Raw genomic sequence first — 20,166 nt, forward strand, 5'->3', positions numbered from 1 at the left:
GGCATAGCCCCAAGGATCAGGAATATGAATAGTTTCAGCAGCAAGACCGCCATCGCCGGCTATGGCGCCACCGAATTCTCAAAGAACTCCGGCCGCAGCGAGTTGCGCCTGGCGGTGGAGGCGACGCTGGCCGCGCTGGCGGATGCCGGTATCGACCCCGGCGAGGTGGACGGCATGTCCAGCTTCGTCATGGATAATAACAGCGAGCAGGAGATCTTCCGCGCCATCGGGGGTAGGGATCTGAAATTCTTCTCCCGTATCGGCCAGGGAGGGGGTGCTTCCTGTGCGCCGCTGCAGCAGGCCGCCATGGCCATTGCCTGCGGCGTCGCCAAGGTCGTGGTCTGTTACCGCGCCATGAATGAACGGTCGGAGTACCGGTTCGGAACGCCCATGCATTCGCTGCCGCCAACCAGTGACAATGTCATCTTCGCCTATCATGGGGCCGCCGGCCTGATGACGCCGGCCGCGATGATCGCCCTGATGATGCGCCGGTACATGCATGAAACCGGGGCGACCAGCCTGGATTTCGCCAATTATGCCGTCACGGCGCGCAAATTCGCTGCCACCAACCCCAATGCCTTCTTCTATGGCAAGCCGATCACTGTTGCCGACCATCAGGCGTCCCGCATGATCGCCGATCCGTTGCGGTTGCTCGACTGCTGCCAGGAAAGCGACGGCGGGGTCGCCATCGTCGTCACCAGTGCGGAGCGGGCGCGCGATCTCCGTCAGAAGCCGGTCTATATCCGGGCGGCGGCGCAAGGGTCTCCCGGCGGCTCGGTCTCGCTTGGCGGCTTCTACCGTGACGACATCTCTCCGCGCGATGAAAGCGCTGCGACCGCGCGCCAGCTTTACGCGCAGTCGGGCCTGGGTCCGAAAGACATCCAGGCCGCCATCCTTTATGATCATTTCGGTCCCTCCATCCTGCCCAGCCTGGAAGCGTATGGCTTCTGCGCCCGAGGTGAAGCCAAGGACTTCATCAAGAACGGCAATATCGAGATCGGCGGCACCCTGCCCCTCAACATGCATGGCGGTCAGCTCGGCGAAGCCTATATCCATGGTGTCAATGGCATTACCGAAGCGGTCAGGCAGTTGCGCGGCCAGGCGGTCAATCAGGTTCCCGGTGTGACAACCATGTTGGTGACCGGAGGCAGCGGTCTGCCCACAAGCGCCGCAATTCTGGGAGTGGAATAATGGAGCAAATCGATCGCAAGCCGCTGGGCGATGACGAGGCGCTAAGCCCGGAGGCCGCAATGCTCTCCCGGCTGCTGGCCGGGCGCTACAGTTGCCGCGCCTACCGGCCGGAGCCCGTGCCGCGCGACACGATCCGGCAGATGCTGACACTGGCCCAGATGTCGGCCTCCTGGTGCAATTCACAGCCCTGGCAGGTCATCGTCACGGAGGGTGAAGGAACGGAGCGGTTCCGCGCCCGGCTGTTCGAGCGCGCCTGTCAAGAGATGACACAGGGGGCGGCTTCCATGCAGCCCGATTTGGCCTTTCCCAGCGCCTATCGCGGCGTCTACAAGGAACGCCAGCGGGAGGTCGGCTGGCAACTCTATGAAAGCGTCGGCATTGCCTATGGCGACCGCCCGGCATCGGCCAAACAGGCGCTGGAGAATTTCCGTCTGTTCGGCGCGCCCCATGCCCTGATCCTCACCTCCGAACGCGATCTGGGCACCTATGGGACCATCGACACCGGCCTGTATGTGGGAACCCTGCTGCTGGCGGCGCAAAGCCTGGGGATCGGCATGATCCCCCAGGCGGCCTTGGCTGCCCACGCCCCGCTGATCCACGATCATTTCGGTATCCCGGAGAACCGCCTGGTCGTGCTGGGTGCTTCTTTTGGCTACCCGGTGGCAGAGCATCCAGCCAACAGCTTCCGCTCCCGCCGGTCGACCCTGGATGACACCGTCACCTGGGTCGACAGATAGGGGTTCCCAGGCATCGCCCCCAAATAAAAAACCCCGCCCCGGTTCGACCGGGGCGGGGTTTTTTATCAGGCCCGCTGGGTCACACTGTTCACGGGAACCTTTGCCGGCGGCGCCAGCGGGCCCTTGGTGAAGGCGTCCAGCAGCAGCTTCCGGTTCGCCAGATATTGCTCATAGGCAGCGTGTTTCACCGGACCATAGCCGCGCACGTCGCTGGCCGCACCGGCCAGCTCGATGGCCGCGTGGAGACGGCCCTGATCCAGCTCTGCCACCACCTGCCGCATCATCACCTGATAGTCGGCAATTAATTGCCGCTCCATCCGGCGTTCGGCGGTATAGCCAAACAGGTCAAAGGGCGTGCCCCGCAGCCCCTTCATGCGGGCGAGCAACCGGAAAGCAGGCAAAATCCAAGCTCCAAAGGCCCGCTTGCGCGGCCGCCCCGACGCATCACGGCCCGGCAGCATGGGCGGTGCCAGATGGAACTTGACCTTGAAATCGCCATCGAACTGCTCCCGCAGCCGCTCCCAGAACTTTGGATCGGTGTGCAGCCGGGCCACCTCATACTCATCCTTGTAGGTCATGAGCTTGGCAAGCGTCTGCACGATCTCCCGCAACAGCAATCCGCTATCTGCCACCTTTCTGGCGGCGATGGCCGCTTCCATTTCCTGGACGAAATCCAGGTATTGCTGGGCATAGGCTTCGCTCTGATAGGCTGTCAGCAGCGTCATCCGCGTCTGGATCAGCGACCGCAGCGTTTCTTCCTCCGGCTTGCTCACGGGGCTGATGACCCTGGCCAGTTCTTCCGGCACGTGAGCGGCCAGACGGCCGAGGGCAAAGGTGCGCAGATTGCCCTTCACGAAGGTGCCGTTTAGTTCGATCGCCTGCATGATCGAGGCGATGGTGACCGGCAGCAGTCCCTTCTGCGCGGCATATCCCATCATCAGGACATTGGTGGCGATGCTGTCACCGATCAGCGCCGTGGCCAAAGACGACGCGCGCAGCTTGTGCATCGGGCCACCGGCCAGTGCTGTTTCAATGGCGGCCGGCAGACTGTCCTCACCCAGGTCGACGGCGCGGTTGGTCTGGAACTCGCCCGTGGGGGTGACATCCAGATTGACAATGGCCGCGGTTACGCCGGGCTTGATCGTCTTCAGCAGGTCCTGACCAGAACCCACGACAGCATCGCAGGCCAGGATCAGGTCGCTGGAACCAACGCCGAGGCGGGTGGAATACAAGCTCTGCGGCGTTTGCCCGACACGGATATGGGCCGTGACCGCCCCGCCCTTCTGCGCCATGCCCGTCATGTCCAGGACGGTGCAACCCTTGCCCTCCAGGTGTGCGGCCATGCCCAGCAGAGCCCCGATGGTCAGAACACCGGTGCCGCCGATGCCGCCGACCAGCATGTTATAGCCGTCACTGCCCAGCGGTGCTACGGGCGGCGGCGGCAATGTCGCGATCAATGCATCCAGTCGGCCAGGGTCGGCAACGGCCCGCATGGCGATCTTCGCCCCTTCGACGGTGACGAAGGACGGGCAGAAGCCTTTGATGCAACTGAAATCCTTGTTGCAGGTCGACTGATCGATCCTGCGCTTGCGCCCAAGTTCCGTTTCCAGCGGCAGGATCGAGACGCAATTTGATTGGACCGAACAATCCCCGCATCCTTCGCAGACATCCTGGTTGATGAAGACCCGCTTGTCGGGATCAGGATAGTTTCCCCGCTTGCGCCGGCGTCGCTTTTCCGTGGCGCAGGTCTGTTCGTAGACGATCGCGGACGTGGCCTCCTGCTCGCGCATCATGCGCTGAACATTGTCCAGGTCATCACGGTGATGGACGGTGACGCCGGCCGGCAGCGAAGCGCCCGCATATTTCTCCGGCGCGTCGGATACAAGGGCGACAGGCGACACGCCTTCGGAGACAAGCTGGCGCACCATATCGACCGGGCTGATATGCATCTCGACCGGCTGCCCGCCGGTCATCGCCACCGCGTCATTGTATAACAGCTTGAAGGTCATGCGGGCCTTGGCCGCCACAGCCGCCCGGATCGCCAGCAGGCCGGAATGGGAATAGGTGCCGTCGCCCATGTTCTGGAACATATGTTCCCGTTCCACCAACGGTCCGACGGACACCCAGGGCATGCCGTCACCACCCATCGGCATGGGCAGCATGGTGCGGCGCTCCGGCATCACATAGGCGGCGAGCCCCTGACAGCCGACCGCGGCCATCGCATAGCTGCCGTCGGGAACCTTCGTGCTGGTATTGTGGGGACAGCCCGAACAGTAGAAGGGGGTGCGGACCTTGCCCCCGCCGAAGGCCATTGAGCGCTTCTCCAGCTCCAGAAAGCGGTCCTGGATGCGATGCAATTCGCCATCGCCCATGCCGATCTGGTCCAGCACGGTGCGCAGGGCCCGGCGGATCAGGGCCGGGCTCAGTTCACCGACCGATGGCAGCAGCGCAGCACCGGTCGCGTCATGCTTGCCCAGCAGGGCCGGCCGGCTATCCGCCGGAAGATCATAAAGATACCGGGCAAACTGATCCTCCATGACCGGCCGCTTTTCCTCCACCAGCAGCAGTGCGCGATGCCCCCGGGCAAAGGCGACAGCCCCTTCCCGCTCCAGCGGCCAGATCATGCCGGGCTTATAGAGGCGGATGCCAAGGGTGTGGCAGCGCTCCTCGGTCAGGCCCAGATCAGCCAGGGCCTGCCGCAAGTCCAGATAGGCCTTGCCGGCCGCGACGATGCCCAATGTCCGATGCGGCGCATCCAGCACCACCCGGTCCAACCGGTTCGCGCCAACGAATGCCTGCGCCGCCGGAAGGCGGTGATTGACGGTCAGCGCCTCCAGTTCCAGGGGCGACTTGGTGTTGCGGACATTCAGCCCTCCCACCGGCATCTGGATGTTAGGCTGGATGAAGGAGCGGAAAATATCCGGCAGCTCCACCGACGCGGTCAGGTCCAGCGTGTCGGTGACGCATTTCAGCCCGACATACAGGCCGCTGAACCGCGACAAGACCCAGCCGTAAAGACCGAATTCAATGATCTCCGCCGTCGTGGACGGATAAAGAACCGGCAGAAAGCCGGCGATCAACGTATGTTCGGATTGATGCGCACTGGCCGACGATTTGCCGCCGTGATCATCGCCGGCAACGGCCAGAAAGCCACCGGTGGCGGACGCCCCTTCAAGGTTGCCCAGCTTCAGCGCCTCACAGGCACGATCAACGCCCAATCCCTTGCCGTACCAAAGGCCGAAGACCCCCTGATACTCGGACTTTCCGAACCAGGCCAGTTCCTGGGTGCCGCGTATCGCCGTCGCCGCCAATTCCTCATTCAGACCGGGGGCGAAGCGGATGTCATGTTCATCCAGATGCTTCTGCGCCGCCCAAAGCGCGGCGTCATAGACCCCCAGCGGTGATCCGCGATAGCCGGAGATATATCCCGCCGTCTTCAGACCAGCGGCCCGATCCCGACGCGCCTGGTCGATCGGCAGCCGGACAAGCGCCTGGTTGGAGGACAGGAAGACGCGGCCGCTGCGTCGGGTGTATTTGTCGTCCAGACTGGTGGCTGTCTTGGTCATTCCGCTCGCTCATTCCCACGGTCGCATGATCGGGCCGGACCGATCAGCATAGCTCTCTGTATGCACCCTGCCTCTTGTCCGTGGCTGATTGCGAACTTGTACGCGACCGCCATTCCGGGCGTGTCATTGCGGCTGGAGAACAGCCGCGTTGCCGTCGCTGGACACAGCGATTTTCCACCACAGGCCTATAGTCGTGCCGCAGATCCACACCGGCCACGGCGATGCCGGGGCACAACAATGGTGATCAACGATGAAGAATTATGGTTTGGAGGGAAAGGTGGCGCTCGTCACCGGGGCCGGCCGTGGCATGGGACGCGCCATCGCCGAGGGCTTTGCCCAGCAAGGGGCCAAGGTCATTGTCGCGGAGGTTGATACGGCCTCTGGACGGGAAGTGGAGGCAGCCATCCGTCAGGCAGGAGGCGATGCCCGCTTTGTTCACTGCGATGTGTCCGATGCCAGCTCTGTGGACGCCCTGATGGCTACAACACTGGAAACCTATGGCCGGCTGGACTGTGCGTGCAACAACGCCGCCATCGACAAGGAAGCGAGCCTGTTCGCAGACGTTTCCGACGAGATGGCCGACATGCTCTATGGCGTCAATTTCCGTGGCGTCTTCCTGGGCATGAAGCGGCAGATCAAGCAGATGCTGACGCAGGGCGGCGGCACTATCGTCAACATCACCTCCATCAGCGCCCAGCGCCCACACCTCACCGGCAGTGTCTATAGCGGAACCAAGGCCGGCGTCGTGGCCATGACCAAGGGTGCGGCGATGACCTATGGCGACAAGGGTGTCAGGATCAACATGGTCGCTCCCGGCGGCATTGATACCCCCATGATGGCCGAAAATGTCGCCCGGGTCGGGCTGGACAGCCGCGCATTGGCAAAAATGTTGAGCGTGAACGGCCGGTTGGGGACGCCGGAGGAGATCGCCGAGGCGGTTCTGTGGCTCAGTTCCGACCTTTCCACTTTCTGTTTCGGGCATGTGCTGGCTGTTGACGGCGGCTATCTTTCCCGCTGACTGGAAATCGAGGATTGTGAAAATGGCAAAAGGCCCGCTGACCGGCGTGAAGGTTCTGGAATTTGGCGGTATCGGGCCCGGCCCCTTCGCCGGCATGATGCTGTCCGATATGGGCGCCGATGTGGTGGAGATCGCGCGCAAGGGCGCGCCACCGCCGCCCGCTTACCGACCCGATGCGCGGGGCCGCCGCCGCATCACCCTGGATCTGAAGACGCCGGAAGCTGTGGAAACCTGTCTGCGTCTGGCGCAGAAGGCGGATATCACGTTTGAAGGCAATCGACCCGGCGTGATGGAACGGCTGGGCCTGGGGCCGGATGTCATGCTGGCACGTAATCCGGCGCTGGTTTATGGCCGCATGACCGGTTGGGGGCAATTCGGTCCCTACGCCCATACGGCGGGTCACGACATCAACTATCTGGCACTGACGGGCGCACTGCATGCCATTGGTCCGGCCGACAGGCCGGTGGCCCCGCTCAACATCGCCGCCGATTATGGTGGCGGGGCCATGTTCCTGGTCACCGGGATACTGGCGGCCCTGCTGCACGCCCGCACCACCGGCCAGGGCCAGGTTGTTGATGCCGGCATGACCGATGGTGCGTCCTATCTGATGTCCTTGTTCTATGGGCTTCATGCCGGCGGCAAATGGCAGGACAAGCGCGAGGCCAACCTGCTCGACGGGGCCGCGCCCTTTTATGGAACCTTCCGGTGTTCCGATGACAAGTGGATCTCCATCGGCTCCATCGAGCCGCAATTCTATGCGTTGCTGCTGGAAAAGACGGGGGCTGGCGATACGCTGACCCAGCCGCAGATGTCCTTCAAGGACTGGCCGCAGATGCGCCAGGCCTTGCGCGACATTTTCATCACCCGCACGCGGGATGAATGGTGTGCGGTGATGGAGGGTACGGATGTCTGCTTCGCACCGGTGCTGTCCCTGGCCGAGGCGCCCAGGCATCCCCACAATGTGGCGCGTGAGACGTTCGTTGAATCGGCCGGGGTGGTGCAACCGGCACCGGCGCCGCGGTTTTCCCACACGCCCGGCGCCATCCAATGGCCCCCGTCACCCGACATACACGATGCGGAAGATGTGATCGCTTCCTGGGGCTGATTGCCGGCGAACCGCCTGCATCCCTTCCCGGCGCCTGCCATCAGACGGTCGGGCATCGGATGCAGGCGCTGGCGGGGTGATTTCAGTGGATCCTGGATGCCGCCCAATTGACGAGTTGCGTAAGGGCTTCGCCCACCATCGTTACCCGCTCCTCGGTCTGCGAGCCGCTGAACATGATAGCTGACAGACCATAGCGGGCGATCGATTGCGCATCGCGCAAAGCCACCGCCACCGTAGTCACGCCGTGCGCGAAATTATCCCGATCAACCGCATAGCCCTTCCGCCTGCACTCCAGAACCTGCGCCCGATATTCTTCGAACAGCAGTGGCTGTTGCCAGCGCAAACGCTCGAAATCCGCCTTCAATTCATCTTCCGGCATACAAAGTTCCGCAGCAAAGGCACGCCCGACAGCGCCGACCAGCATCGGCAAGCGCTGTCCTAACGTCATCTGGATGCGCATCAAACTGTGGCCTTCGACAAACCCGGCCAGCACCATGCGGCGGCGCGGCAGCAGGCGCCAGAATCCGATTGCAACGTTATGGGCTTCGACAAACTGTTCCAGCCTCGGACGCAGCATCACGAATGCATTGTTGGGGTCGAGCGCCCGCCGCGCCAGGACGGCGGCTCCACATCCCAGCGAGTAACATTTGGTGTCCTCATCAAATTCCGCAAATTCCGAAGCCTGCAACTGTTTGAGAATTCTAAAGCAGGAACTTGGAGCAATCGACAAAGCCCTGGCGATTGCGTTGACGCCACTCGGCTGGCTGGTTGTCGCCAGGAACGTCAGAATGTCGAGAACGGACCTGACGCTTCCCCCTTTTGCACTATCCGTCGCATCGCAATTCGATGTCATAGTGTTCCTACCTTCATCAAGTTCTCGTTGGTTGAAATCAACACGCATGGCGTCACGATCAATCCGCATCTAAATGGAAAGTTTTATATCTGCCGAAATGTTAGAGACACGATGCCCCACTCGCGTACGGCTTCCAAAATTTCCCTTTAACGTCAGGGCTAATGGAAAATACAGCGCATAATTTCCCGGCCGTACTGGCGCCCATGAGTTTCCTCTCCCCCATTTTCCCATAATTGCATTCTTCTTCAAGGACCAGACCGAGGCCCTGGCCCTTTTTGTCCAGCGGTCGGCCCGGCGCGGACGGCATCTGACTTCTGCCCCATCGCATTAGCGGTCACATACTCAGCCTGTTACAGGCTTTCGCGAGACTCAACACACTTGAGGCACGACCTGCTCCCACAGGCCAGACTGGGTGCAGGGATGGACCATGACGGCCATGGCATTCTGCCCACGCGTTTGGCCAAACCAGAACGTCACCATGGTTCACGGCGAGAATCCGGAGTCAACATCATGTCCCTAACGATACATCAGTTTCCCTGCCTGGAAGATAACTACGCCTTCCTGTGCAAGGACATGCTCACCGGCAAAGTCGCCTGTATCGACAGCCCGGATGCGCAGGCGATCCTGGCTGAAAAAGCAAAGATCGGCTGGGAGATCGACTTTATTTTCAATACCCACTGGCATCCCGACCATGCTGGCGGCAATGCCGTAATCGCTGCGGCAACGGGTGCAAAGATCATCGGGCCGGAAGAGGTACGCAAAATTTCGGAAATCGATCAGGTTGTTGCCCCCGGCGACATCGTCACTCTTGGCGCCACGCCGTTCAACGTGATCGATGTTGGAGGGCACACCTTGGGTCATGTGGCGTTCTATGCCCCCAATGCAGGCGTTGCCTTTGTCGGAGACGCGTTGTTCCCTCTTGGATGCGGACGAATCTTCGAGGGCACACCGGAACAAATGTGGAGCAGTCTGCGCCGTCTGGCGCAACTGCCTCCGATCACGCGTATCTATGCGGCCCATGAATATGCCCGCAGTAATGCACGTTTCGCCGCCAGCATCGACCCCTCCCCCGCCACGATCGCAAGGGCGCAGTTGCTGGAGAAGATGGTCGATGACGGGGTTCCGACGGTGCCTTCCCTGCTCGCGGATGAACTCGCCACCAACCCGTTTCTGCGCGCACCACTCATCAAGCCCGAATATGGCGTGGAGCGGGCGGTAGAGGCGTTCGCCGCCGTGCGATCGGCCAAAGACTCCTTCAAAGCCTGAACAAGGCGGGGCGACCCAATTGGTGCCAGGCCGCCCCGCTGTACCACCTTTCCAGCCGTCACATCAGGTGAATACCTGTCCACAAATCGAATGAGTGCCGTTCCCCGCTTGACTCATCATTTCGCATATTGAATGATCATTCCAGAAGGGGTGACGATCTGATCCTTAAGCAGGATGGAAGATAAAGAATCGCCCATAGCGTCTGCTGGAAGCCGACGGGTGTCGCAAGCGTAACAAAATCTGCGCCGACGATCCTGAAACTAAAAAACACAGCTTACTGGGAGGAAATGATGGAACGGCTTTATACCAACGATGGCTACAATCCTTCCGAGGCCTTGAAGGCCTATTCTGCGCTGACTAAACGTGAATTTTATGATGGAAATCTGGAGTGCGCCAATGGAGATTTCACAGGCGTCAGGTTCGACAAGGCGCTTCATTACCCCATCTCGATAACGCACATTTCAACAATCTCAGAACTTTCCTATCGGCGGGCGTATCAGCATATACGCAAGAACCGGGTCGGCTTGCGGGTGATCTGGTTTGTAACGCGCGGGTCGGTGAAGATCGTGCGTGCGCAAGGCCAGTGTGAAATCAAGGCCGGGCAATCGGGCATCCTGGATTCGAACCATCCTTTCCATGCGACGCTATGCCGGGATGGCGAAGCCTCGCATGAGTCCTTTCAGGTCATCGTGCCCCCGGATATGTTTTACACCCATCTCCAGGAAGCCGAAAAATTCTATGAACCGTTCCATCTGGATTCTGCAGACGGCAAGGTTGTCCGACAGATGCTCGATCTGTTCATCGAGCATGGGGATCAATTGAGCCAGCGCGCGGCGAAGCCACTGGTCCAAAGCATGCTGGAAGCCATAGGAGACCATCTGCGTAGCTGTCACATCGATATGCCCAAGCGCCAAACGCTGGTGGATCGGCGCCTGAGCGATATCGAGAACTACATCATGATGAACATCACGGATCCCGATCTTTGCTTCGATAAAGTCGCCGCAAACTGCGGAATCTCGCCACGTTACCTGTGTTATGTCCTGAAGGCCAACAACACGTCCTTCTCCGAACTGCTGTGGCAGAACCGGTTGCCCAAGGCGCGGGACTGGCTGATTGCCCCCCGCACGCGAGAGCATCCGATCCATGAGATTGCCTACATGTCGGGCTTCAAAAGTGCTGCGCATTTCAGCCGCATGTTCAAAGCAACCTATGGTCTTCCTCCGCGGGAATTTCGCGCCATGCACCTTTCCGAGCAATCCCTGCCCGGGGAGAACACCAATGTCCAGCGGCCCGAGCGCCTGTCGGCGTAAGGCGGCATGGGACAATGTCACACACGGCACAAAGCAAAGGACATTGCGGCCCAGGATAACGGGGGCGCGTTGGATTTCTGATAGATAAGCGATTGGGTTCAATCGCTTATCTAAGGAAACACGATGCCGGGTTCAGCCGATATCGACCCGTTCTGGGTCTGGGGTGAGGATGCCGAAAGCCCCCGCGTCCTGCACAGCATGATCCGGGTCCGCAACGTGGATGCTTCCCTTCGTTTCTACTGCGACGGTCTCGGCATGAATTTGCTGGACCGGTACGATTTCTCGGAGGGACGTTTCTCCATCCTGTTCCTGTCCTTTGCCGGTTACCGCGATGGGCCCGCTGCCTTGGAACTGACCTATAACTGGGACAAGGCGGAAGACTACACGCACGGCAACGGCTATGGGCACATCGCCATCGGCGTGCCCGACGTCACTGCTATGTGGAACCGGCTGGCCGACTATGGCGGGGTCAAGGGCACCGCCCCGAAAACCTTGCGTGAAGGCGCACCTCAGCTTGCCTTCGTGAAGGATCCCGACGGCTACGCCATCGAACTGATCCAGATCCGGCGCGATGCGAAGGCGGCCTGATGACGAACACCCCAACCACCCTGCTCCCGGATCTGCATGCCATCGTCGGTGATCGCGGCCTGCTGACCGGTGCCGATGTCACCCTTCGTTCCTGCGATCCTTTTCGCGCTGTCCCCCCCCAAGGGCCCGCCATCGTGCGGCCGGCATCGACCGATGAGCTTTCGCGGATCATGGCGCTCTGCCATGCCCGTGGGCAAAGGGTGGTAGTCCATGGCGGCCGGACAGGCGTTGCCGGTGGCGCCTATGCCGGACCGGCGGAGATCGTCATCTCCCTGGAGCGCATGGCACGCATTGTCGAGATCGATCCCGTCGGCCTGACCGCCACCGTTGAGGCCGGCGCCACCGTCGAAGCTGTGCAGAACGCGGCGATGGAACAGGGGCTGCTTTACCCGATCGATCTGGGGGCGAAGGGCAGCGCCACCATCGGCGGCACCATCGCCACCAATGCCGGTGGCAACCGGGTGATCCGCTGGGGCATGACACGCCAGAATGTTCTGGGTCTGGAAGCGGTGCTTAGCGACGGCACCATCGTCAGCGCCATGAACCGGTATTTGAAAAACAATACCGGCTATGATGTGAAGCAACTCTTCATCGGTTCGGAGGGAACGCTGGGCGTCGTCTCCCGCGCCGTATTGAAGCTGGTGGCACAGCCCCGCACCCAACTCGTGGCCTTCCTCTCCCTTCCCAGCTTCCAGGCCGTGCTTGACCTGCTGGTGCGCGCCCGCTGCCTGCAGCAACTGTCGGCCTTCGAGGTCATGTGGCAGGATTATTATGCGCTTGTCGCCGGTCACGACGCAACGCGACGGCCCGTCGATCCCAGCCAGCCTTTCTATGTCCTGCTGGAACTGATGGGCTTCGACGAGGCGGCCGATCAAGCCGCTTTCAACAGCCTGCTGGAAGTGGCGTTCGACGCAGGCTTGATTGTCGATGCCGTCGCCGCCACCTCGCTGAAGCAGGTCGGCGAGTTGTGGCGTGTGCGCGAGGGATCGGAAATCCTGGTGCGGGAGATGGCCCCCTTCATCTCCTTCGATGTCAGTGTCGATATCCGCCGGGCCGACGCGTTCGCCCAGGCAGTCCGCCAATCCCTGACAGCCACGTTCGGGGATGTGAAGATCGTCACCTTCGGTCATCTGGGCGACAGCAATCTGCATATCGGAGCCCATATCGGCAACGACACCCTGGCCCGCGCGCACGAAATCGAAGCGACTGTCTATGATGTTGTCCGGCAGTTCGACGGTGCCCTGACCGCCGAGCATGGCATCGGACAGATGAAGCGGGATTTTCTGCCCGACCATGTCGATGCCGGTGCATTGGCCTTGATGCGCCGCATCCGGGACGCCATGGATGGCACCCGCATCATCAATCACGACGTACTGTTCTGATCAGGCCCGCGGGCTCGGTCATCGCCCCACCGCCTTTGGAGATCCCAATGGCGGTGGGGCGATGCCGGCTTTACGCTCAGAGCTTTGCCAGCAGTTCGGGAACGGCCTTGTACAGGTCGGCAACCAGGCCGATATCGGCCACCTGGAAGATGGGCGCCTCTTCATCCTTGTTGATGGCGATGATGACCTTGCTGTCCTTCATGCCGGCCAGATGCTGGATGGCGCCGGAAATGCCGATAGCGAAATAGATTTCCGGGGCCACGATCTTGCCCGTCTGCCCCACCTGATAGTCATTGGGGACATATCCGGCGTCCACCGCCGCGCGTGAGGCGCCCACAGCAGCACCGATCTTGTCGGCTAGCGGGAAGATGACCTGACGGAACGTCTCGCTGTCCTTCAACGCCCGCCCGCCGGAAACGATGATCTTGGCGCTGGTCAGCTCGGGCCGGTCCAATGCCGCCAGTTCCGCACCCACAAAGCGGGCAAGGCCGCTGTCACCAGGACCGGAGACGGTCACCACCGCAGCACTTCCCCCGGTAGCCGACGCCTTGGCAAAAGCAGTGCCGCGCACGGTGATCACCTTTCTGGCATCCTTGCTGCGCACCGTGGTGATGACATTGCCGGCATAGATGGGACGCGTGAAGGTATCCGGCGCCTCCACTGACAGGATGTCGCTGATCTGCATGACATCCAGCAGCGCCGCCACGCGTGGAGCGATGTTTTTGCCGTTGCTGGTGGCGGGCGCGATGAACGCCTCATGCTCCGCCATCAGCCCGACGACGAGCGGCGCCACATTCTCCGGCAAGGCATGGGCGTACGACGCGTCATCGGCGAGATAGACCTTGCCGACCCCCTCAATCACCGCCGCCGCCGTGGCAACACCGGCGCAGGCGGCGCCGGCCACCAGCAGGTGCACCTCACCGATTTTGGCCGCCGCCGTGACGGCGGACAGGGTGGCATCCTTGACCGTCACATTGTCATGTTCAACCCAGACCAGCACGCTCATGCTGCAACTCCCAAGGCTTTCAATTTGGCGACCAGTTCATCAATGTCAGCGACCTTGACCCCACCGCTGCGCTGGACCGGCTCGCTCATCCGCAGGGTCTCCAGACGACGGGCGATATCCACGCCATAGTCAGCCGGCGTCTTTGTGACCAACGGCTTGCTTTTGGCCTTCATGATGTTCGGCAAGGATGCGTAGCGGGGTTCGTTCAGGCGCAGATCCGCCGTGACGATGGCCGGCAGTTGCAGGCTGACCGTCTCCAATCCGCCATCCACTTCACGCGTGACCTGAACCGCACCGTCGCCAATGTCGATCTTGCTGGCAAATGTCCCCTGGGGACGCCCCAGCAGGGCCGCCAGCATCTGTCCGGTCTGGTTGCAATCATCATCGATCGCCTGTTTGCCCAGGATGACCAGCGCCGGCCCCTCGTCGGCCACGACCCGGGCCAGCAGCTTGGCAACGGACAATGACTCAACCTCATCATCCGTCTGGATCAGGATGCCGCGGTCCGCCCCCATGGCCAGGGCCGTGCGGATCGTTTCCTGCGCCTTCGCCGGCCCGATCGACACGATCACAACTTCCTTGGCGACGCCCTTCTCCTTCAAACGGACCGCCTCTTCCACGGCAATCTCGTCGAAAGGGTTCATCGCCATCTTCACATTGGTCAGATCAACGCCCGAACCATCCGGCTTCACGCGCGGTTTGAGATTGTAGTCGATCACCCGTTTGACCGGCACGAGGACCTTCATGGCGCAACTCCTAAAAAGCGCAGTGCAATTCGCATTGCACAACTATTGTCGACGGGCTGGGCAGCCCTCCATCACTATTCGCTACCTTCTTGTCCTGTGCGGCAACTGCTGTTGATTGACCGCGCCGCAGCTTGGGCCCGATCAAATGGAGGCTGGTCAGACGCATGCTGTTGGACAAGGAATGGGTCCGAACGGCACGCCGGCGCGGAGAATGACGATGAAGGCAATGGTGCTCGGGGGGCCTGCCTCCCTGGTCAACCTTGGATTTGTGAATAGGGAGGTGCCAACCCCCGGTCCGGGGGAGATTCTCGTCCGGGTCAGGGCCAGTTCGCTCAATTTCCACGACTATCTTGTCGCCGTCGGCCTCATTCCGGCCGCACCGGGCCGTGTTCTGCTCTCTGACGGTGTCGGTGAGGTCGTGGAGCGCGGGCCGGATGCCACGGCCTTCAAGGTCGGGGATCGGGTCATGGGCACCTTCTTTCCCGACTGGCCCGATGGCCATCCCGACGAACGGCACACCGCGAGGATGCGCGGCGACCATGTCGATGGCTTCGCCAGCGAATACGTGGTGATGCGGGAGACCGACTTCACCCCGGCGCCACGCAACCTGACCGATGCCGAGGCTGCCACCTTGCCCTGCGCCGGCCTGACCGCCTGGCGGGCGCTGGTTGTCGAGGGCGGGATCAAGCCGGGGGACAGCGTCCTGGTGGAGGGCAGCGGCGGTGTGTCGGTATTCGCCATCCAGTTCGCCAAGGCGGCGGGTGCGACCGTCATCGCCACGACCTCGACGGATGAGAAGATGTCGCGACTGCAAGAGATCGGCGCCGATCATGTCATCAACTACACCGCGATCCCAAAATGGGGTGCTGCCGCACGCTGCCTGACCGGCGGGCGAGGCCTGGATCATGTAGTGGAGGTGGTCGGTGGCGATCTATCGCAACCGATGCAGGCGTTACGGGTCGGCGGCACGCTCTATCTGGTGGGCGCGCTCAGCCGCCAGCCTATCCAGTTTCCCACGGCCCTGGGGATTCACGGCAACCGTCGCATCATCGGCCTGACTGTGGGCAGCCGCAAGCACCAGCTCGACATGGTTCGCGCCGTGGAAGCCAATGCGATCCGACCCGTCCTGGACCGGACATTCCCATTGGCCGAGCTTGGCGACGCCTTTCGCCATCAGGAGGCGAAAGCCCATTTCGGCAAGATCAGCATTTCCGTGTGACGCGCACAGAGGTGCCCGCTGAAATCAAAGAAAGGGAGGAACGCATGGGACGACTTGACGGAAAGATCGCCTTTGTTACCGGTGGCGCATCCGGCCTTGGCCGCGCCATCGTCGAACGTTTTGTAGAGGAAGGTGCGAAAGTCTTCCTGGGCGACGTGAAGGACGAGATCGGCCAGCAGATCGCAGCCAACACGGGGGCCACCTTCCTGCATCTGGATGTCACGCGGGAGGATCAATGGATCGCCGCCATGCGCCAGGTCACCGACGCCTGCGGGCGGCTGGACGTCATGGTCAATAATGCCGGCATATTGGGGCCGGGAGCGCTGGAGGCCATTGAGATCGACGCCTGGAACCGGCTGTTCGCGGTCAATGTCACGGGCGTGATGCTGGGATGCAAGCACGGCGCCTTGGCCATGCAGAGGAATCCGGGCGGCCCCAGCGGGTCGATCATCAACATGTCGTCCAATGCCGGCATCCTGGCCACCGCCACGGACCCCGGCTATTCCGCCACCAAGGGGGCGGTCAGGCTGATGACGAAATCCATCGCCGTCAATTTCGCACGCCGCGGCATGCCCATCCGCTGCAATTCAATTCATCCCGGTCCCATCGACACGCCCATCTTCGAACCCTGGCGGCAGAACGAGGATACCACCGCCCTGCTGATGAAGAAGCTCCACACCATGACCCCCATGGGCCGGATCGGGCGTCCGCAGGAGATCGCCAATATGGCGCTGTTTCTGGCCAGTGATGAGTCCAGCTTCTCCACCGGTTCCGAATTCGTGGCCGATGGCGGCGGCACAGCGGCCCTCCACGGCCAATAGGAGATTTCCAATGCAAGACGGGAAGAAGATCGGCGTCGGCATCATCGGATATGAAGTGGGGCGAAGCTGGGCAGCACTGGCCCATGTGCCGGCACTGAAAGGCCTGTCCGACCGGTTTGAAATCGCGGCCGTCAGCACCACCCGACAGGTGTCGGCGGATGCGGCGGCGTTGGATATTGGCATTGAGCGGGGTTACAGCAACGCAGAACAGTTGATCCGCTGCCCGGATGTCGATCTCGTCGCCGTCACGGTGAAGGTGCCGCATCATCACGAGCTGGTGAAGGCGGCGACGGCCGCCGGCAAGCATGTCTATTGCGAATGGCCCCTGGGTAACGGGCTGCGGGAAGCCGAAGAGATGGCGACCATGGTGCGGGCAGCCGGCGTGCATGGCATCGTCGGTCTGCAGGCCCGCTACGCGCCCGTGATCGCCTATGTCCGGTCGCTCATTGCCTCCGGCTATATCGGTGAAGTTCTGTCGACAACCATGGTCGGTTCAGGCCTTCAGTGGGCGGATTGGGTCGATCCCCCCAACGTCTATCTGCTCGACAAGCGCAATGGCGCCACCTTGCTGTCGATCCCGCTGGGACACGCGATTGATGCCCTTTGCTATTGCCTGGGAGAATTCACCAGCCTGTCCTCCGTCATGGCCATCCGTCAGCCGAAAACCATCCGCCTGGATACGCGCCAGCCCGTCGAGAAAACCGCCGAGGATCAGGTTGTCGTCAGCGGCATTCTGGAAAGCGGAACCGTCGCATCCATTCATTACAGGGCCGGTCAATCGCGAGGCGTCAATTTCCTCTGGGAAATCAACGGATCGCAGGGAGACCTGCAAATCACAGCGGCCGGCGGACACGCCCAGATGTTCGATCTTCAGATCTCGGGCGGACACGGCAAGGACAGAACCCTCTCCCCCATGACCGTGCCGCCGGAATTCCGGTGGGCTCCACCCGCAATCACTGGCTTCGGGGTCAATGTGGCCCAGATGTATGCGCGCGTGGCCGATGACCTTCGCAACGGTACAACCACGGCACCCGGTTTTGACGACGCGGTCATCCGCCATCGTCTGGTGGCCGCGATTGAGGAAGCGGCGGCATCCGGCCACCGCATCAGCATGAAATGAGGGAAAGCATGGCTGAATACAAGCTGCTCGTCCTGAGCAATCCCGTCGATGGTCAGGATGATGATTTCAATCACTGGTACGACACCGTGCATCTGCCGGACGTTCTGGCCGTGGACGGCGTTGTCGGTGCCGAGCGTTTCCGCCTGCTGAGCGGCGGCCGTTGGCGATATCTGGCGATCTACAGCCTGGAATGCGATGATCCGGCCAGCGTTGAAGCCGAACTGAAGGCGCGGGCCGGAACCGAACGGATGCAGATGTCCGCCGCCTTCAATCTTTCGGACTTCTTCATGGGCAGTGCGCAGTCCCTCGCTCCCTATCGCCCAGCATGACCCTCCTTCTACAAAAGGAAGCGCCGCGGCTATGGGTACAGCCGCGGCACCTTTCGTGAACCAGCGTCCGATCAGTAGGATTTGGGCAGACCCAAAGCCTTCTCTGCGATATAGCTGAGTACGATCTGGTTATTCACCGGCGCCACCGTGTTGTTCTGGGCGGCGATAAAGAAGGGCAGAATGTCCTGGGCCACGTCCACCCCGGCACCACCAAAAGTGGTCATGGCGATTTCAGCGGCCATTTTGAAGGCTTCAGACGACAGGATCTTCACCATGTTCGCCTCAAGCCCGATATTCTCGCCCCGGTCATGCTTTTCAGCGGCGAGATACATCATGGTGCGGGCGGCTTCCACATAGGTCTTGGCCCGGGCCAGCGGATGCTGGATCGACTGGTAGGACCCGATCGGCTTGTCGAACGGAGCCCGGATCTTGGCATATTCCGCCGCCCGCTTGATGCAATAGTCCGCCTGGCCGACATTCATGGCCGCCACCAGCAGCCGCTCGGGGTTGAGGGAGTCGAACAGGATGCTCAACCCGCGTCCTTCTTGTCCCAACAGCGCGTCGGCGGGAATGACCACGTCATCATAATAGACCTGATAGTTCTTCTCCGGCAGATACATGCCGATATCCATCTTGGTCGCCGAGATGCCGGGCAGCTTGGTATCGACAATGAACAGCGAAATGCCGGCCGTGCGGTTCTTTTCATCATAGGGCTGGGTGCGCGCCACCAGCATGCAATGGGCAGATTCCACAAAGGCGGTCTGGTAGGTCTTGGACCCGTTGACCAGAAAGCTGCCGTCCGGCTGACGGATCGCCGTCGTCTTGATCTTGAAGGTATTGGTGCCGGCATCCGCCTCCGTGATCCCGAAGCTGAAAAATTCCTCACCGGTGGCGGTCGGCGGCAGGTAGCGGCGCTTCTGCGCTTCCGAGCCGTGGCGCAGCAGCGGCTCGCGCGACATGAAGTTCGGCACGGCCAGCGGCAGCAGCAGGGCCTCGCGGTGCAGCAGGTCCATGGCCAGAATGATGTCATACAGGCTGCCGCCGGCGCCGCCATATTCCTCCGGCAAACCCATGGCCAGCAGCCCGCTGTCGATCCACATCTGCCAGAGCTTCTTCGGTAGCTCGTTCTTGCGACCGCATTCGGCGACATAGGCGCGGTCCACGCGCTTGATGATGCTGTCGCAGATTTCGCGGATGGCTTCGCTGTTCTCGCTCATTTCCTGGTCCCTAACGTTATGATGGCTCGTTACTTTTCATCCTGATCGAGAGTCAGGAACACACCGGTCAGCGCCATTTCGCAGACGCGCGCACCTGATTCATCCTGCATGCTCGCCAGCATCGTGATGGAGGCCCGACCGGGCCGCGACGCCGATGGCCTGATATCGGCGATCTCGACCATGCAGCGCAAATTTTCGTCCACATAGACAGGCGCCAGCCATTTGATCCGTTCCACGCCAGAACCCGCCAGCCCCCGGATCTTCGTACCCTTCCAGAGGTCGGCGAGCTTGTTCTGCATGGCGATGGCCGTGTGCCAGCCGCTGGCCGCCATACGCTTGAAGATCGGGTGACCCACCGCCCCCTCATCACTGAGATGGAAAGGCTGGGCGTCATATTCAGAGGCGAATGCGTACACCTTCTCGCGGGACATGAGATAGTCCCCGAGATCGAACGTGTCGCCGATGTTCAGATCCTGAAGCCTCAGATCTGCTGTCTTCTGGCGGAGGACCAAGGTTCGCGCTCCTGCTGGCAGCTATCTTGAAAGATGTCATGATTCACTAACATGCCCGAAATGGGCATTCCATGCGGGAAGCAGCCAGCCCGCCGATGGACAGGATGTAAGCAAGCCATTGTGCGGCTGAAGGCTTGAACGGAGCCCCTTGGCCGCCAACAGGAGCGGTGGGCGATGGCA

General features: G+C 61.5%; 18 protein-coding genes. 12 read left to right on the forward strand and 6 right to left on the reverse strand.

The features are described 5' to 3' along the window. Positions 1 to 24: 24 nt before the first annotated feature. Both ACODTW_RS23870 and ACODTW_RS23875 read left to right on the forward strand, forming a co-directional pair. Positions 25 to 1,191 carry a lipid-transfer protein gene (locus tag ACODTW_RS23870; RefSeq protein WP_488948633.1) on the forward strand — a complete coding sequence of 389 codons (1,167 nt, stop codon included), beginning with the start codon at positions 25 to 27 and terminating at the stop codon, positions 1,189 to 1,191. Next, complete coding sequence (locus tag ACODTW_RS23875; RefSeq protein ID WP_488948634.1) at positions 1,191 to 1,928, forward strand: nitroreductase; 738 nt, start codon at positions 1,191 to 1,193, stop codon at positions 1,926 to 1,928. The genes ACODTW_RS23870 and ACODTW_RS23875 overlap by 1 nt, the downstream gene beginning before the upstream one ends. A gap of 65 nt (positions 1,929 to 1,993) precedes the next feature. Here ACODTW_RS23875 and ACODTW_RS23880 read toward each other — a convergent pair whose 3' ends face one another. Next, positions 1,994 to 5,494 (reverse strand): indolepyruvate ferredoxin oxidoreductase family protein, encoded by a 3,501-nt coding sequence (locus tag ACODTW_RS23880; protein WP_488948635.1) that lies wholly within the window; start codon positions 5,492 to 5,494, stop codon positions 1,994 to 1,996. A gap of 250 nt (positions 5,495 to 5,744) precedes the next feature. On the opposite strand from ACODTW_RS23880, the gene ACODTW_RS23885 reads away from it, so the two are divergent. Next, complete coding sequence (locus ACODTW_RS23885) at positions 5,745 to 6,512, forward strand: SDR family NAD(P)-dependent oxidoreductase (RefSeq protein WP_488948636.1); 768 nt, start codon at positions 5,745 to 5,747, stop codon at positions 6,510 to 6,512. Positions 6,513 to 6,534: 22 nt separating this feature from the next. Then, positions 6,535 to 7,617, forward strand: coding sequence for a CaiB/BaiF CoA transferase family protein (locus ACODTW_RS23890; RefSeq protein ID WP_488948637.1), 1,083 nt, complete (start codon positions 6,535 to 6,537; stop codon positions 7,615 to 7,617). 82 nt (positions 7,618 to 7,699) lie between these two features. On the opposite strand, the gene ACODTW_RS23895 is transcribed toward ACODTW_RS23890, so the two are convergent. Continuing rightward, positions 7,700 to 8,518 carry an IclR family transcriptional regulator gene (locus tag ACODTW_RS23895; RefSeq protein ID WP_488948638.1) on the reverse strand — a complete coding sequence of 273 codons (819 nt, stop codon included), beginning with the start codon at positions 8,516 to 8,518 and terminating at the stop codon, positions 7,700 to 7,702. Positions 8,519 to 8,890: 372 nt separating this feature from the next. Between ACODTW_RS23895 and gloB the strand changes: the two genes are divergently transcribed. The 4 genes from gloB (at position 8,891) to ACODTW_RS23915 (ending at position 13,016) form a co-directional block, all read left to right on the forward strand. After that, a complete protein-coding gene (gloB, locus tag ACODTW_RS23900) occupies positions 8,891 to 9,736 on the forward strand; it encodes a hydroxyacylglutathione hydrolase (protein WP_488948639.1) in 846 nt (281 codons plus the stop codon). 287 nt (positions 9,737 to 10,023) lie between these two features. Beyond that, on the forward strand, positions 10,024 to 11,046 hold the full coding sequence (locus tag ACODTW_RS23905; RefSeq protein ID WP_488948640.1) for a helix-turn-helix transcriptional regulator: 1,023 nt from the start codon (positions 10,024 to 10,026) through the stop codon (positions 11,044 to 11,046). Positions 11,047 to 11,169: 123 nt separating this feature from the next. Further along, the gene (locus tag ACODTW_RS23910) at positions 11,170 to 11,634 is read left to right on the forward strand and encodes a VOC family protein (RefSeq protein ID WP_488948641.1); all 465 of its coding nucleotides are present in this window, start codon (positions 11,170 to 11,172) and stop codon (positions 11,632 to 11,634) included. After that, entirely contained in the window at positions 11,634 to 13,016 is a 1,383-nt protein-coding gene (locus ACODTW_RS23915) for an FAD-binding oxidoreductase (protein ID WP_488948642.1), read from the forward strand. The genes ACODTW_RS23910 and ACODTW_RS23915 overlap by 1 nt, the downstream gene beginning before the upstream one ends. Positions 13,017 to 13,092: 76 nt before the next feature. Here ACODTW_RS23915 and ACODTW_RS23920 read toward each other — a convergent pair whose 3' ends face one another. Beyond that, positions 13,093 to 14,022 (reverse strand): electron transfer flavoprotein subunit alpha/FixB family protein, encoded by a 930-nt coding sequence (locus tag ACODTW_RS23920; RefSeq protein WP_488948643.1) that lies wholly within the window; start codon positions 14,020 to 14,022, stop codon positions 13,093 to 13,095. Beyond that, on the reverse strand, positions 14,019 to 14,768 hold the full coding sequence (locus ACODTW_RS23925; RefSeq protein WP_488948644.1) for an electron transfer flavoprotein subunit beta/FixA family protein: 750 nt from the start codon (positions 14,766 to 14,768) through the stop codon (positions 14,019 to 14,021). The genes ACODTW_RS23920 and ACODTW_RS23925 overlap by 4 nt, the downstream gene beginning before the upstream one ends. Positions 14,769 to 15,048: 280 nt before the next feature. Here ACODTW_RS23925 and ACODTW_RS23930 point away from each other — a divergent pair, with 280 nt between their 5' ends. From ACODTW_RS23930 to ACODTW_RS23945, 4 genes are read left to right on the forward strand one after another with little or no spacing between them, the layout of a single operon-like run. After that, complete coding sequence (locus tag ACODTW_RS23930; protein WP_488948645.1) at positions 15,049 to 15,987, forward strand: zinc-dependent alcohol dehydrogenase family protein; 939 nt, start codon at positions 15,049 to 15,051, stop codon at positions 15,985 to 15,987. 44 nt (positions 15,988 to 16,031) lie between these two features. Continuing rightward, positions 16,032 to 16,808, forward strand: a complete 777-nt coding sequence (locus ACODTW_RS23935; RefSeq protein ID WP_488948646.1) for an SDR family oxidoreductase — start codon at positions 16,032 to 16,034, stop codon at positions 16,806 to 16,808. Between the two features lie 10 nt (positions 16,809 to 16,818). Next, a complete protein-coding gene (locus ACODTW_RS23940) occupies positions 16,819 to 17,928 on the forward strand; it encodes a Gfo/Idh/MocA family protein (RefSeq protein ID WP_488948647.1) in 1,110 nt (369 codons plus the stop codon). Between the two features lie 8 nt (positions 17,929 to 17,936). Continuing rightward, on the forward strand, positions 17,937 to 18,257 hold the full coding sequence (locus ACODTW_RS23945) for a hypothetical protein (protein WP_488948648.1): 321 nt from the start codon (positions 17,937 to 17,939) through the stop codon (positions 18,255 to 18,257). Positions 18,258 to 18,328: 71 nt separating this feature from the next. Here ACODTW_RS23945 and ACODTW_RS23950 read toward each other — a convergent pair whose 3' ends face one another. Together ACODTW_RS23950 and ACODTW_RS23955 are read right to left on the reverse strand one after the other, a co-directional pair. Then, the gene (locus ACODTW_RS23950) at positions 18,329 to 19,474 is read right to left on the reverse strand and encodes an acyl-CoA dehydrogenase family protein (protein ID WP_488948649.1); all 1,146 of its coding nucleotides are present in this window, start codon (positions 19,472 to 19,474) and stop codon (positions 18,329 to 18,331) included. Between the two features lie 29 nt (positions 19,475 to 19,503). Then, on the reverse strand, positions 19,504 to 19,986 hold the full coding sequence (locus ACODTW_RS23955; protein WP_488948650.1) for a hotdog family protein: 483 nt from the start codon (positions 19,984 to 19,986) through the stop codon (positions 19,504 to 19,506). Positions 19,987 to 20,166 lie beyond the last annotated feature (180 nt).

This window comes from Niveispirillum sp. FG148, assembly GCF_057809655.1.